Here is a 13,715-nt window from a genome sequence, read left to right as displayed (position 1 = left end):
GAGTTCTCATGCACAGCACCCTGATCGTCGCCCGTATGGAGCCGGCGCACAGCCAGGAAGTGGCCCGGTTGTTCAAGGAGTTCGACGAGACCGAGATGCCGCATCTCATGGGCACCCGGCGGCGTGAGCTGTTCGCCTACCGCGGGCTGTACTTCCACCTCCAGCACTTCGACACCGACAACGGCGGTGAGCTGATCGAGTCGGCCAAGACCGACCCGCGGTTCGTGCGGATCAGCGAGGACCTCAAGCCGTTCATCCAGGCGTACGACCCCGCCACCTGGCGGTCTCCCGCCGACGCGGTCGCCACGCGCTTCTACGACTGGGAGGGCCGGGCGTGAACGCCAGGCGAGTGGTCATCACCGGGGTCGGGGTCATCGCCCCCGGCGGTGTCGGCACGAAGAACTTCTGGAACCTGCTCAGCGAGGGCCGTACCGCGACCCGCGGCATCACCTTCTTCGACCCCTCCTCCTTCCGGTCCCGGGTCGCCGCCGAGGTCGACTTCGACCCGGAGGACCACGGGCTCAGCCCGCAGGAGATACGCCGGATGGACCGCGCGGCCCAGCTGGCCGTCGTCAGCGCCCGCGAGGCGCTCGCCGACAGCGGACTCGACCTGTCCGGCGCCGACCCGCACCGGATCGGGGTCACCATCGGCAGCGCGGTCGGCGCGACCATGGGCCTCGACCAGGAGTACCGGGTGGTCAGCGACGGCGGCCGGCTCGACCTGGTCGACCACACCTACGCCGTCCCGCACCTCTACAACTACCTGGTGCCCAGCTCCTTCGCCGCCGAGGTGGCCTGGTCGGTGGGTGCCGAGGGCGCGGCCACCGTCGTGTCCACCGGCTGCACCTCGGGTCTCGACTCCGTCGGGCACGCCGTCGAGCTGATCCGGGAGGGCTCCGCCTGCGCGATGATCGCCGGCGCCACCGACGCGCCGATCTCCCCGATCACCCTCGCCTGCTTCGACGCCATCAAGGCCACCACCCCGCGCAACGACGACCCCGAGCACGCCTCCCGTCCCTTCGACGGCACCCGCAACGGGTTCGTGCTGGGTGAGGGTTCGGCCGTCTTCGTCCTCGAGGAGCTGGAGGCGGCGCGCAGCCGGGGGGCGCACATCTACGCCGAGATCGCCGGATACGCCTCCCGCTGCAACGCCTTCCACATGACCGGACTGCGCCCGGACGGCGCCGAGATGGCCGAGGCGATCACGGTCGCGCTGGGCGAGGCACGCCTCAACCCCGAGGCCGTCGACTACATCAACGCGCACGGCTCCGGCACCAAGCAGAACGACCGGCACGAGACCGCCGCGTTCAAGAAGAGCCTCGGCGACCACGCGTACCGGACCCCGGTGTCCTCCATCAAGTCGATGGTCGGGCACTCGCTCGGCGCGATCGGCTCCATCGAGATCGCCGCGTCCGTCCTCGCCATGGAGCACCACGTCGTGCCCCCGACGGCGAACCTGCACACCCCCGACCCCGAGTGCGACCTGGACTACGTGCCGCTCACCGCCCGTGAGCACCGCACCGACGCGGTGCTCACCGTGGGCAGCGGGTTCGGCGGCTTCCAGAGCGCGATGGTGCTCGCCCGACCGGAGAGGAGCGCGGCAGCATGAGCACGCGCACGGTTGTGACCGGGCTCGGCATCGCCGCGCCCAACGGCCTCGGTACCGCCGACTACTGGGCTGCGGCCCGCGCCGGCAAGAGCGGGATCGCCCGGGTCACCCGGTTCGACCCGTCCGGATACCCGGCGAAACTGGCCGGGGAGGTCCCCGGGTTCAGCGCCGGGGAGCATCTGCCGAGCCGGCTGCTCGCCCAGACCGACCACATGACCCGGCTCGCGCTCGTCGCGACGGACTGGGCGCTGGCCGACGCGGACGTCAGCCCGGCCGACCTGCCCGCCTACGACATGGGCGTGGTCACCGCCAGCTCGTCCGGCGGTTTCGAGTTCGGCCAGGGCGAGCTGCAGAAGCTGTGGAGCCAGGGCAGTCAGTTCGTCTCGGCATACCAGTCGTTCGCCTGGTTCTACGCCGTCAACAGCGGCCAGATCTCCATCCGCAACGGGATGAAGGGGCCGAGCGGGGTCGTCGTGTCGGACCAGGCGGGCGGCCTCGAGGCGCTGGCCCACGCACGCCGGCAGATCCGGAAGGGAACGCGGCTCATCGTCTCCGGGGCGATCGACGCGTCCATCTGCCCGTGGGGGTGGGTGGCGCAGCTGGCCAGCGCCCGGCTGTCCACCTCGGAGGAGCCCGAGCGGTCCTACCTGCCGTTCGACCCGGCCGCGGCCGGGCACGTGGCCGGCGAGGGCGGGGCGATCCTGATCCTGGAGGCCGAGGAGACGGCCGTACGGCGGGACGCCCGGGTGTACGGGGAGATCGCGGGATACGGCGCGACGTTCGATCCGGCGCCGGGCAGCGAGCGGCCGCCGGGGCTGCGCAAGGCCATCGAACTGGCCCTCGCGGACGCGGGCGTGGACGCGGCCGACGTGGACGTCGTGTTCGCCGACGCGGCGGCCGTGCCGGAGCTGGACCGGGTGGAGGCCGACGCGTTGAGCGCCGTGTTCGGGCCGCACGGGGTGCCGGTGACGGCGCCGAAGACGATGACCGGGCGGCTGTACTCGGGGGCGGCGCCGCTGGACGTGGCGACGGCGCTGCTCGCCATCAGGGACGGGATCGTGCCGGCGACGGTGCATGTCTCGCCGGAGGCGAGCTATGACCTCGACCTGGTGGTGGGGGAGCCGCGGCTGACCGAGGTACGGACGGCGCTGGTGCTGGCGCGGGGCTACGCCGGGTTCAACTCGGCGATGGTCGTGCGGGCGTAGGCCGCCCACGAGGCCGCGCGCCGGGGGCGCCTGCGGGCCCGTCGTGGTCGCTCGCGCAGTTCCCCACGCCCCTGACGGGGCGCCGCCCCCCCCCAAGACACACCCGCCCTTCCGGTCCACCACTCTCTCCCACGCCGGGCCGGAAGGGCGGGTGTTCCCGTTCGTGGAACCGATTCGCACAACCGAAAGGAAGATCACCGTGGCCACCCAGTCCTTCACCCTCGACGACCTCAAGCGGATCCTGCTGGAGGCCGCCGGCGCCGACGAGAGCGTCGACCTCGACGGGGACATCCTCGACACCGACTTCGAGGAGCTCAGCTACGAGTCGCTCGCCATCCTGGAGACCTGCGGACGCATCGAGCGGGAGTACGACATCACGCTCGACGACACCGTCGTGACCGAGGCGAAGACCCCCCGCGAGCTGCTCGCCCTCGTCAACACGCAGCTCGGCGACGTCGCCGCCTCCGCGGCCTGACCTCCTTCCATCCCCCCGGCCGCCGGCGCCCGCCCCCCTTCGTTCCGGGCGCCGGCGGCATCCCCATGCCCTGAAGCACCCGAACGCCCTGAAAGGGAGCGGCAGACATGTCCGAACAGCAGCAGAAGGTCGCCCTGGTCTCCGGGGCCACCAGCGGAATCGGCCTCGCCTCGGCGCGGCTGCTGGCCCAGCAGGGCCACCGCGTCTTCATCGGCTCCCGCGACGCCGCGAACGTGGAGCGGACCGTCAAGGAACTGCGCGCGGAGGGACTGGAGGTCGACGGGACCACCCTCGACGTCCGGTCCGCGCTGTCCATCGCGAACTTCGTCCAGGCGGCCGTCGACCGGTACGGCACCGTCGACGTCCTGGTCAACAACGCCGGCCGGTCCGGCGGCGGGGTGACCGCCGACATCGACGACGAGCTCTGGTACGACGTCGTCGAGACCAACCTCAACAGCGTCTTCCGCCTCACCCGCGCCGCCCTCACCACCGGTGGCATGCGGGACAAGAGCCGCGGCCGGATCATCAACATCGCCTCGACGGCCGGCAAGCAAGGCGTGGTCCTGGGTGCGCCGTACTCCGCCTCCAAGCACGGCGTGGTCGGCTTCACCAAGGCCCTCGGCAACGAGCTGGCCCCCACCGGCATCACCGTCAACGCGGTCTGCCCGGGATACGTCGAGACGCCCATGGCCCAGCGCGTCCGGGCCGGCTACGCGGCCGCCTACGCCACCTCCGAGGACGCCATCCTCGACAAGTTCCAGGCGAAGATCCCGCTCGGCCGCTACTCCACGCCCGAGGAGGTCGCCGGACTCGTCGGCTACCTCGCCTCCGACACCGCCGCCTCGATCACCGCCCAGGCCCTCAACGTCTGCGGCGGACTCGGCAACTTCTGAAAACCCCGGCACCCTCTAGGAGTTCACCCATGTCCGAGTCCAAGGAAGTCGAGCACGAGATCACCGTCTCGGCGCCGGCCGCCGAGGTCTACCGGCTGATCGCCGACGTGGCCAACTGGCCGCGGATCTTCCCGCCGACCATCTACGTCGACCACCTGGAGCGCTCCGGCCGCGAGGAGCTCATCGGGATCTGGGCCACCGCCAACGGCGAGGCCAAGAACTGGACTTCGCGCCGGGTGCTGGACCCCGACGGTCTGCGGATCACCTTCCGGCAGACCGTCTCCACCCCGCCCGTCGCGAGCATGGGCGGCACCTGGATCATCGAGCCGCTCGACGACGGCACCGCCCGGATCCGGCTGCTGCACGACTACACCGCCGTCGACGACGACCCGGCCGGGCTCGCCTGGATCGACGAGGCGGTCGACCGCAACTCCCGTTCCGAGCTGGCGGCGCTGAAGACCAACGTCGAACTCGCCACCGCCTCCGAGGAGCTGACCTTCTCCTTCGAGGACACCGTCGAGGTCGACGGCTCCGCCAAGGACCTCTACGACTTCGTCAACGAGGCCGACCGCTGGTCCGAGCGGCTGCCGCACGTGGCGACCGTCCGCCTCACCGAGGACACCCCGGGTCTGCAGACCCTGGAGATGGACACCCGCGCCAAGGACGGCTCGACGCACACCACCAAGTCGTACCGGGTCTGCCTGGACGGCCGGAAGATCGCCTACAAGCAGACCACCCTGCCGGCCCTGATGAACCTGCACACCGGCCACTGGACGTTCCGCGAGACCGACGCGGGCACCTTCGCCTCCTCGCAGCACACCGTCGTGCTGCGCCCCGAGAACATCGAGAAGATCCTCGGACCGGACGCGGGGGTCGCCGAGGCCCGCGCGTACGTCCAGGGCGCGCTCAGCACCAACAGCCGCGCCACCCTGAACCACGCCAAGGCGTACGCCGAAGCGAGGCGCTGACCCATGGCCGGTGCCGACGCTGTCGAGACGCACGTCGTGGTGGTCGGCGCCGGACCCGTCGGGCTGATGCTCGCCGGGGAACTGCGCCTCGGCGGCGCCGAAGTGACCGTACTGGAACGGCTGGACGCCCCGACGACCGAGTCGCGGGCGTCCACCCTGCACGCCCGCACCATGGAACTGCTGCGGCAGCGCGGTCTGCTCGACGGGCCCGGCGGCTTCGGCGACCCCGAGCCGCCGCCCCACGAACCCCGCGGCCACTTCGGCGGCCTCCCGCTCGACCTCACCCTGCCCAGCAGCCACCCCGGGCAGTGGAAGGTCCCGCAGACCCGCACCGAGGAACTCCTCGGCGCCTGGGCGGAGCGGCTCGGGGCGCGGGTGCTGCGCGGCCACCGGGTCGTCGCCCTGCGGGAGGACCGGGACCGGGTGGTCGTCGTCGCCGAACACGACGCCCAGAGGCGCGAGTTCACGGCGGGGTACGTCGTCGGCTGCGACGGCGAGCACTCCGTCGTACGACGGCTCGCCGGCATCCCCTTCCCCGGCGACGACGCCGGACGGGAGCTGATCCGCGCCGACGTCGACGGCATCGACATCCCGAACCGGCGGTTCCAGCGGCTGCCGAACGGGCTCGCCATCGCCGCCCGGCGCGGCGACGGCGTCACCCGGGTGATGGTCCACCGGTTCGGCACCCCGCCCCGCGGCTCGGGCGAGGCGGAGTTCGCCGACATCGTGACCGCCTGGCGGGACGTCACCGGCGAGGACATCGCGCACGGCACCTCGCTGTGGGTCAACTCGTTCGGCGACGCCTCCCGGCAGGCCGAGCGCTACCGCGCGGGCCGGGTGCTGCTCGCCGGCGACGCGGCCCACCAGCAGATGCCGATCGGCGGCCAGGCCCTCAACCTCGGCCTCCAGGACGCCGTCAACCTGGGCTGGAAGCTCGCGGCCACCGTCCTCGGCCGGGCCCCGGCGGGGCTGCTGGACACCTATCACGACGAACGGCACGCGGTCGGGCGCCGCGTCCTGTCCAACATCCGCGCCCAGGCCCGGCTGCTGCTCGGCGGGCCCGAGGTGGACCCGGTGCGCTCGGTCGTCGGCGAACTCACCTCGTACGAGCGGGTCCGGGCGCACCTCGCCGGGATGATCAGCGGTCTCGACGTGCGGTACGGCGACGCCCCGTACGGCGACGAGCAGCCCGGGCCCGTCGGAGCGCGGCTGCCCGAGCTGCGGCTCGACTCGGGGGCGACCACCGCCGAACTGCTGCACTCGGCACGCGGGTTGCTGCTCGTGACGGACGAGTCGCTGGCCGGGGCGGCCGGCGACTGGTCGGCCTCCGTCGACACGGTCACCGCACGGCCCCTGGACACCGGCCCGCTCTCCTTCGGGGCCGTGCTCGTACGACCCGACGGTTACGTCGCCTGGGCCGGCGGCTCGGCGGACGGCCTGCGTGAGGCCCTGGGCCGCTGGTTCGCGCCCACCGCGCCCACCACGCGTGCCGCCGCCCGATCATCACAACTGACTGGCAGGAGAAGGAAGATGGGCAACCTGACCGGAAAGACCGCCCTTGTCACCGGCGCCAGCCGGGGCATGGGCCGGGCCACCGCCGAGCGGCTCGCCGCCGACGGCGCACTGGTCGCCGTGCACTACGGCACCAGCGAGGAGGCCGCCGCCGAGGTGGTCGCCGGGATCGAGCGGGACGGCGGCCGGGCCTTCGCGGTACGCGCCGAACTCGGCGCCCCCGGCGACGTTCACGAGCTGTTCCTCGCCCTGGAGGCGGGGCTGAAGGAGCGCACCGGCGAGACCGAGCTGAACATCCTGGTCAACAACGCCGGTGTGATGGGCGGGGTGAAGGCCGAGGACACCACCCCGGAGCAGTTCGACCGGATCTTCGCGGTCAACGCCCGGGCGCCGTTCTTCGTCGTCCAGCGGGCCCTGGTCAACATGCCCGACGGCGGCCGGATCGTGAACATCTCCTCGGGGCTGACCCGGTTCGCCAACCCGGACGAGATCGCGTACGCCATGAGCAAGGGCGCGGTGGAGCAACTCGCCCTGCACTACGCCAAGCTGCTCGGCCCGCGCGGCATCACCGTGAACAGTGTCGCCCCCGGCATCACCCGCAACGGCAACCCGGTGTTCGGCATCCCCGAGGCCGTCGAGGCCATGTCGGCGCTGTCCACCTTCAACCGGGTCGGCGAACCGCAGGACGTCGCCGACGTCATCGCCTTCCTCGTCTCCGACGACGCCCGCTGGGTCACCGGCTCCTTCGTCGACGCGAGCGGCGGCACGCTCCTCGGGTGACGCGGTGACCAGGACCCTTCCGTCACCGGTCGCCGCCGGCCCGGACGAGCGGTTCGGCCCCCGGCTGTGGGGCCTGCTGCTCGTCCTCGCGGGCAACATGCTCATCGACGCGCTGGAGGTGTCCGTGGCGGTGGTGGCGCTGCCCGCCATCGGCACGGACCTGGGAGCGGCGCCGACCGTCACCCAGTGGGCGATGACCGGCTTCGCCGCCGGCTTCGGCGGCCTCCTCCTGTTCGGCGCCCGCGTGGTGACCCTTCTCGGCCGCCGCCGCGTCTACCTCGCCGCCCTCCTCGCCTTCGCCGCCGCCTCCGCGCTCAGCGCCCTCGCCCAGGACCCGTGGCTGCTCCTCGCCACCCGCCTGGTCAAGGGCTTCTGCGCAGCCCTCACAGCCCCCACCGGCCTCGCGATCATCACCAGCACGTTCCCCGAGGGCCGCCCGCGGGCCCGGGCCGTCTCCGTCTACACCCTCTTCGGCGCGGGCGGCTTCACGGCCGGGCTGCTCCTCTCCGGCTGGCTGACGGAGACGTCCTGGCGCTGGGCGTTCGCTTTTCCGGCGCCGGTGGTGCTGGTGCTTTTCGTGTCCGGGCTGAGGCTGATTCCGAAGGGGGGCGAGGGGGGTGCCCTGAAGGCAGCTGACCTGAGCGTTCCGAGGAGGGGCGCCGAGAGCGCCCCACAGGGGCGCGGGGCTGTATTGGATATGCGGCTACCGCCGCGTGGGCGCGACCAGCCCCCACGGCGCCGCACCATGACCACGACGGCGCAGCGATACGACATCCCCGGCGCCCTCACTTTCTTGGTAGCCCTGCTGGCCCTGGTCCAAGGCATTACCCAACTCCCCGGCCACCGCTGGAGCGACCCGAGAGCCGTCGGGCCGCTCTGCGCGGCCGTGGTGCTGCTGGCGGTGTTCTGGTGGATCGAGGGCAGATCGGCCGACCCCCTGCTCAACGTCGGCCCCTCGCTGCGCGGCAACCCGGCCCTGCTCCGCTCCGCGGCCGGCGCCGCCTGTCTCAACGGCTCCTACCTGGGCCTGCTGTTCGTCCTGACGTACCAGACCCAGACCCTGGCCGGCTGGTCCCCCCTCCGCGCCGCCGTCGCCCTCACCCCGGCCGCCGCACCCCCGGCGCTCACCGCCCTGGCCTCCGGCCGCCTGGTCGCCAGGTTCGGCGCCCCCCGTCTCATCGTGGCCGGCGCCGCCTGCGCCTTCGCGGGCTACCTGCTCCAACTTCGGCCGGATCCGTGGCCGTTGGACTACCCGGGCCGGATGCTGCCCACGCTCCTGCTGGTCGGCGCCGGCTTCGTGCTGTCCTTCGCGGCGCTCAACATGCAGGCGATGTCCCGCCTGGCCCCCGCCGACAGGCTCACCGGCAGTGGCCTGTACCAGACGGCCGTACAGCTCGCCGCGGTCGTCACGGTCGCGCTCGTCGCCGCCCTGCTCGCCGCACACGCACCCGCCGCGGGCCCGGCCGCCGCGGCCGCCGCGGCCGCCGCCTGCCGGCCCGCGCTGACCCTGGTCGCCGTCCTCGGTTTCCTGGGCCTGCTCGTCGGCCTCACCGGCCTGATCCGAACCCCACCCTCCTCACTCCACGACGGGGAATGACCATGGACCAGACAACGCAGACCTGGGTCTTCGACGACCTGGAGGACGAATTAGACGATCTGGACTACGAGTTCGAGCGCGACCAGATCGTCGAGGTGATCCCGCCCAGCCTTCCGCACCTCGCCTCCGTCGGCCTCGCCGAGCGCACCCGGATCATCGACGCGTACGTGCGCGGCGAACTCGCCCGGGTGCTGCGGGTGTCACCCGAGAGCATCGACACCGCGGGCCGCCCGATGAACAGCCTGGGCATCGGGTCCATCAACGGCCTGGAGCTGCAGCGCCGCATGGAGGCCGCGCTGCGCGTCGACGTCAACCTCAACCGGCTGCTGCGCGCCAACAGCGCCGCCGAGCTGGTCGAGTGCCTGGCCGGACAGCTCGGCCCGGACGACAGCCCGCACAAGCACGCCGGGAAGGACGAGTACCACCTGGTCGCGCACGACGTGCCGAGCCCGAGGTGATCGGGCAGATGCCGGTCCTGGAGTTCGGCGCGGCCACCCTCGCGGCCGCGCCCAGGCTGCCGGCGGCCGGGCAGCTGGACGTCTGGATGGTCCGCCGGGCGCAGCTGGAGACCGCGGCCGAGCTGCTCGACCTGACCGAGCTGAGCGAGGCGGAGCGCAGGCGGACCGCGTCCTTCGTCCGGCCCACGGACGGGGTGACGTACGCCTCCGCGCATGTCGCCCTGCGCCGGCTGCTCGGGGCCTACCTGGGGCTGGCCCCGCAGGACGTGCCGTTCGTGCGGGAGCCCTGCCCGGGCTGCGCCGAGCCGCACGGCCGCCCGGCCGTCGCCCACCCCGACCCGCCGCTGCACTTCTCGCTGGCGCACAGCCACGGCATGGCCGTGGTCGCCGTCTCCCGTACGGTCGTGGGCGCCGACGTGGAGCGGCTGCCGCGGGCCGAGACCGTCGAGGTGTGCACCCCGGCGCTGCACCCGGGGGAGCAGAAGGAGCTGGCGGCGCTCGACGACGCCGGGGCGCGGCGCGCGGCCTTCGGGCGGCTGTGGACCCGCAAGGAGGCCTATCTCAAGGCGCTGGGCACCGGTCTGTCCCGCGACCCCGGCCACGACTACCTGGGCGCCGACCCGTACCGCAGGCCGGCCGGGTGGACGCTGCTCGACCTGCCGTCGGGGCCCCGGCACAACGCGGCCGTCGCGGTGCGCGGCGGGGCGCCGGAGCAGGTCACCGTGCGCTGGGTGCCGCCCCTCGCGCTGTACGCGGGACAGACGGTCGACCTGGACGCCGACGGCACCGTGGGCGTGCCCGTGCACCGGGGCGCCGAAGGCACGACCACCGGAGTATCCGACTGGGGAGCGTGACCCACCAATGTCACTCGAACAGAAATCCGGCCGCCCGAGCCTGCACGACCGTGAACAACGCGGCCAGTGGAGCGCCGCCGAGCGGATCGAGGAGCTCGGCCTCATGAAGGAGGCCGCCCGGCACGGCGACCCGCTGGCCACCGAGCGCCAGCACGCCAAGGGCAAGCTCACCGCGTACGAACGTATCGAACTCCTGCTCGACGAGGGGTCGTTCAACGAGGTCGAGATGCTCCGCCGGCACCGGGCCACCGGCTTCGGCCTGGAGAAGAAGCGCCCGTACACCGACGGTGTGATCACCGGCTGGGGCACGGTCCACGGCCGTACCGTCTTCGTCTACGCGCACGACTTCCGCATCTTCGGCGGCGCCCTCGGCGAGGCCCATGCCCAGAAGATCCACAAGATCATGGACATGGCCGTCTCGGCGGGCGCCCCGCTGGTGTCCCTCAACGACGGTGCCGGCGCCCGGATCCAGGAGGGCGTCTCGGCCCTCGCCGGCTACGGCGGCATCTTCCAGCGCAACACCCGCGCCTCCGGGGTGATCCCGCAGATCAGCGTGATGCTCGGTCCGTGCGCGGGCGGCGCCGCCTACTCGCCGGCCCTGACCGACTTCGTCTTCATGGTCCGGGACATCTCCCAGATGTTCATCACCGGACCGGACGTGGTCAAGGCGGTGACGGGCGAGGAGATCACCCAGAACGACCTCGGCGGCGCCGACGTGCACGCCACCGCCTCCGGCGTGGCCCACTTCGCCTACGACGACGTACGCAGCTGCATGGAGGACGTACGGCACCTGCTGTCGCTGCTGCCGTCCAACAACCGCGACCTGCCGCCCCGGGTGCCGACCGAGGACCCCGCCGACCGGCGCACCGACCACCTCCTGGAACTGGTCCCGGAGGACCCGGGCCGGGTCTACGACATCCGGTCCGTCGTCGAGGAGATCGTCGACGACGGCGACTACTTCGAGATCCAGCCCGGCTTCGCGACCAACGTGGTGTGCGCGCTGTCCCGGCTGGACGGCGAGGTCGTCGGCATCGTCGCCAGCCAGCCCGCCTCCTTCGCCGGCGTCCTGGACATCGACGCCAGCGAGAAGGCGGCGCGGTTCGTGCAGTTCTGCGACGCCTTCAACATCCCGCTGGTCACCCTGATCGACGTACCGGGGTTCCTGCCGGGCGTGGACCAGGAGCACAACGGCATCATCCGGCGCGGCGCGAAGCTGCTCTACGCCTACTGCAACGCCACCGTGCCCCGGATCTCCCTGGTGCTGCGCAAGGCGTACGGCGGCGCGTACATCGTCATGGACTCCCGCTCCATCGGCACCGACCTGGCGCTGGCCTGGCCGTCCAACGAGATCGCCGTGATGGGCGCCGAGGGAGCGGCGAACGTCATCTTCCGCCGGGAGATCGCGGCCGCGGACGACCCCGAGTCCACCCGCGCGCAGAAGATCAAGGAGTACCAGGCGGAGCTGATGCACCCCTACTACGCGGCCGAACGCGGACTGATCGACGACGTCATCGACCCGCGGCAGACCCGTAGCACCCTGATCCGCGCCCTTGCGATGCTCCGCAGCAAGCAGGCCGACCTGCCGTGCCGCAAGCACGGCAACCCGCCGCAGTGACCGCGGCGGAGGCCGCGCCCGGCCTGGACGGCACGGGCCGTACTGGCGGTGCGGGCCGTACTGGCGGTGCGGGCCGTACTGGCGGTGCGGGCCGTATTGGCGGTGCGGGCCGTATTGGCGGTGCGGGCCGTATTGGCGGTGCGGGCCGTATTGGCGGTGCGGGCCGTATTGGCGGTGCGGGCGGTTCCGGTGGCCTGGAGGGTTCGGGTGGCTCGGGCGGTTCCGGTGGCCTGGAGGGTTCGGGTGGCTCGGGTGGTTCCGGTGGCCTGGAGGGTTCCGGTGGCTCGGGCGGTTTTGGCGGCTCGGGTGGTTCCGGTGGCCTGGGTGGTTCCGGCGGCCCGGGCGGCACTCGCGGCCTGGACGCCACCGGCGGCACGGATGCCACCGGCGGCACGGACGGTGCCGGCGGCAGGGACGGTGCCGGCGGCAGGGACGGCGCCTTGGTCATCAAGGTCGTGAAGGGCACGGCGAGCCCCGCCGAGCTGGCCGCGCTGACCACCGTCCTCCTGGCCCGCGCCGCCGCCCTGGCCGCGGCGGACCCGCGCCCGCTGGAGTCCCGTCCGGTGGCCGGCTGGCGCCGCCCGGAACGCCTCGCGGCGCACCGCGACCCCCGCGGCTGGCGTGTCGCGGGCAGTCCCGCGGCCTGACCGGCCACCCGGCGCCCCCTGCGCCTGACCGGCCACCGGGCGCCCCTCGCGGCCTGACCGGCCACCGCGCGCCCCCCGCGGCCTGACCGGCCCCCTCACCCGAATTGGAGCCACGGACCCCATGACGTCCCCGTCCCTCGACCGCGCCGGCACGGTCCTCGAACTGCGTGCCGAACTCGACGCCCTGCGCGCCGAGTTCGCCGTACTCGCGGACCGCGCGGCCGTCGCCGAACTGATCGACCGCTACATCACCCTCCTCGACACCCAGGACGAACACGGCTTCGACCCCGCCTGGCCGGCCGAGGTCTTCACCCCGGACTGCCGGCTGGAGTTCCCGGTCGGCACGGTCGAGGGCCGCGACCAGGCCGCCGCCTTCCACTACGACCGCAAGTCCCGCTTCGCCCGCACCCACCACCTGGCCGCCAACTACGGCATCCGGGTCGACGGGGACACCGCCCGGATCCGCATCCACCTCATCGCGTCCCATGTGCACCACGACGACGGTCCGGACCCGGACGGCCGCTTCGACATCGGCGGCCACAGCGAGGGCGAGGCGGTCCGCACCCCGGACGGCTGGCGGCTCAGCCGCTGGCGCTTCCACCTGATGTGGTCCGACGGCGCCGGCCCGCGCCCCGGTCCCGACCCCCGTGCACTGCGCACCTCCCAGCCACGCCCACGCCAGACGAAAGGACGATGAGACCGTGTCAGGCACACCGACCACCGCGCTCGACCTGGGCGCCCTGCGCGAGACTCCCGGCGACGACCGCCGGCGCGCGTTCGAGACCTTTCTCTGCCGGAATCTGGCCCAGCACCTGGACATCCCCCCGGCCCACCGCATCGCCCGCAACCGCCCCCTCTACACCCAGGGCATCGACTCCCTCACGGCCCTGACCCTCCAGCGCACCCTGGAGTCGGCCCTGAACATCCCGGTGCCCGCCCACCACCTGCTGCGCGAGCAGTCGGTGGGCGAACTGGCCGCGACACTGAGCGACTTGGTCGACCGGACCTGAGCCTCCCCGGTGGCCGCCACCAGGCTCCTGTGCCGTTGAGCGCGAGATGTCCGGCATCTCGGCCCATCGGCCCAGGAGCGTCCTCCGCCGGC

At 72.8% G+C, this 13,715-nt stretch carries 14 protein-coding genes; all 14 read left to right on the top strand.

The window, feature by feature from the left end:
• Window positions 1-8 precede the first annotated feature (8 nt).
• Window positions 9-338 (top strand): TcmI family type II polyketide cyclase, encoded by a 330-nt coding sequence (locus tag ACWDGI_RS06100; protein ID WP_217549284.1) that lies wholly within the window; start codon window positions 9-11, stop codon window positions 336-338.
• Window positions 335-1,609, top strand: coding sequence for a beta-ketoacyl-[acyl-carrier-protein] synthase family protein (locus tag ACWDGI_RS06095; RefSeq protein WP_450755811.1), 1,275 nt, complete (start codon window positions 335-337; stop codon window positions 1,607-1,609). Before ACWDGI_RS06100 ends, ACWDGI_RS06095 begins: the two co-directional genes overlap by 4 nt.
• Complete coding sequence (locus ACWDGI_RS06090) at window positions 1,606-2,814, top strand: ketosynthase chain-length factor (protein ID WP_450755809.1); 1,209 nt, start codon at window positions 1,606-1,608, stop codon at window positions 2,812-2,814. Before ACWDGI_RS06095 ends, ACWDGI_RS06090 begins: the two co-directional genes overlap by 4 nt.
• Window positions 2,815-3,013: 199 nt before the next feature.
• Window positions 3,014-3,289, top strand: a complete 276-nt coding sequence (locus tag ACWDGI_RS06085) for an acyl carrier protein (RefSeq protein WP_360483609.1) — start codon at window positions 3,014-3,016, stop codon at window positions 3,287-3,289.
• 107 nt (window positions 3,290-3,396) lie between these two features.
• Window positions 3,397-4,182, top strand: a complete 786-nt coding sequence (fabG, locus tag ACWDGI_RS06080) for a 3-oxoacyl-ACP reductase FabG (RefSeq protein WP_450755807.1) — start codon at window positions 3,397-3,399, stop codon at window positions 4,180-4,182.
• Between the two features lie 29 nt (window positions 4,183-4,211).
• On the top strand, window positions 4,212-5,150 hold the full coding sequence (locus ACWDGI_RS06075; protein ID WP_450755805.1) for an aromatase/cyclase: 939 nt from the start codon (window positions 4,212-4,214) through the stop codon (window positions 5,148-5,150).
• A gap of 3 nt (window positions 5,151-5,153) precedes the next feature.
• Entirely contained in the window at window positions 5,154-7,442 is a 2,289-nt protein-coding gene (locus ACWDGI_RS06070) for an SDR family oxidoreductase (RefSeq protein ID WP_450755803.1), read from the top strand.
• A 4-nt stretch (window positions 7,443-7,446) separates the two neighbouring features.
• A complete protein-coding gene (locus tag ACWDGI_RS06065) occupies window positions 7,447-9,039 on the top strand; it encodes an MFS transporter (RefSeq protein WP_450755801.1) in 1,593 nt (530 codons plus the stop codon).
• 2 nt (window positions 9,040-9,041) lie between these two features.
• Window positions 9,042-9,497 carry an acyl carrier protein gene (locus ACWDGI_RS06060; protein ID WP_450755799.1) on the top strand — a complete coding sequence of 152 codons (456 nt, stop codon included), beginning with the start codon at window positions 9,042-9,044 and terminating at the stop codon, window positions 9,495-9,497.
• Window positions 9,498-9,505: 8 nt separating this feature from the next.
• A complete protein-coding gene (locus tag ACWDGI_RS06055; protein WP_450755797.1) occupies window positions 9,506-10,351 on the top strand; it encodes a 4'-phosphopantetheinyl transferase family protein in 846 nt (281 codons plus the stop codon).
• Between the two features lie 103 nt (window positions 10,352-10,454).
• Entirely contained in the window at window positions 10,455-11,966 is a 1,512-nt protein-coding gene (locus tag ACWDGI_RS06050) for an acyl-CoA carboxylase subunit beta (protein ID WP_450756501.1), read from the top strand.
• Entirely contained in the window at window positions 11,963-12,613 is a 651-nt protein-coding gene (locus ACWDGI_RS06045) for an acyl-CoA carboxylase epsilon subunit (RefSeq protein WP_450755795.1), read from the top strand. The genes ACWDGI_RS06050 and ACWDGI_RS06045 overlap by 4 nt, the downstream gene beginning before the upstream one ends.
• 121 nt (window positions 12,614-12,734) lie before the next feature.
• Window positions 12,735-13,310: a nuclear transport factor 2 family protein gene (locus ACWDGI_RS06040; protein WP_450755793.1), complete on the top strand. Its 576-nt coding sequence runs from the start codon at window positions 12,735-12,737 to the stop codon at window positions 13,308-13,310.
• A 4-nt stretch (window positions 13,311-13,314) separates the two neighbouring features.
• On the top strand, window positions 13,315-13,623 hold the full coding sequence (locus ACWDGI_RS06035; protein ID WP_351329174.1) for an acyl carrier protein: 309 nt from the start codon (window positions 13,315-13,317) through the stop codon (window positions 13,621-13,623).
• Window positions 13,624-13,715: the final 92 nt, after the last annotated feature.

It is taken from the genome of Streptomyces sp. NPDC001220, from assembly GCF_053597895.1.
The sequence above is the reverse complement of the archived record's forward strand: the minus strand, read 5'-3'. Positions and strand labels throughout refer to the sequence as shown.

Excerpts from the sequence above, each read along its gene's own strand:
- ACWDGI_RS06090 (WP_450755809.1), top strand. The coding sequence starts at position 1,606 with ATGAGCACGCGCACGGTTGTGACCGGGCTCGGCATCGCCGCGCCCAAC.
- ACWDGI_RS06060 (WP_450755799.1), top strand. The coding sequence starts at position 9,042 with ATGGACCAGACAACGCAGACCTGGGTCTTCGACGACCTGGAGGACGAA.
- ACWDGI_RS06070 (WP_450755803.1), top strand. The coding sequence starts at position 5,154 with ATGGCCGGTGCCGACGCTGTCGAGACGCACGTCGTGGTGGTCGGCGCC.
- ACWDGI_RS06055 (WP_450755797.1), top strand. The coding sequence starts at position 9,506 with ATGCCGGTCCTGGAGTTCGGCGCGGCCACCCTCGCGGCCGCGCCCAGG.
- ACWDGI_RS06040 (WP_450755793.1), top strand. The coding sequence starts at position 12,735 with ATGACGTCCCCGTCCCTCGACCGCGCCGGCACGGTCCTCGAACTGCGT.
- ACWDGI_RS06100 (WP_217549284.1), top strand. The coding sequence starts at position 9 with ATGCACAGCACCCTGATCGTCGCCCGTATGGAGCCGGCGCACAGCCAG.
- fabG (WP_450755807.1), top strand. The coding sequence starts at position 3,397 with ATGTCCGAACAGCAGCAGAAGGTCGCCCTGGTCTCCGGGGCCACCAGC.
- ACWDGI_RS06075 (WP_450755805.1), top strand. The coding sequence starts at position 4,212 with ATGTCCGAGTCCAAGGAAGTCGAGCACGAGATCACCGTCTCGGCGCCG.
- ACWDGI_RS06050 (WP_450756501.1), top strand. The coding sequence starts at position 10,455 with ATGAAGGAGGCCGCCCGGCACGGCGACCCGCTGGCCACCGAGCGCCAG.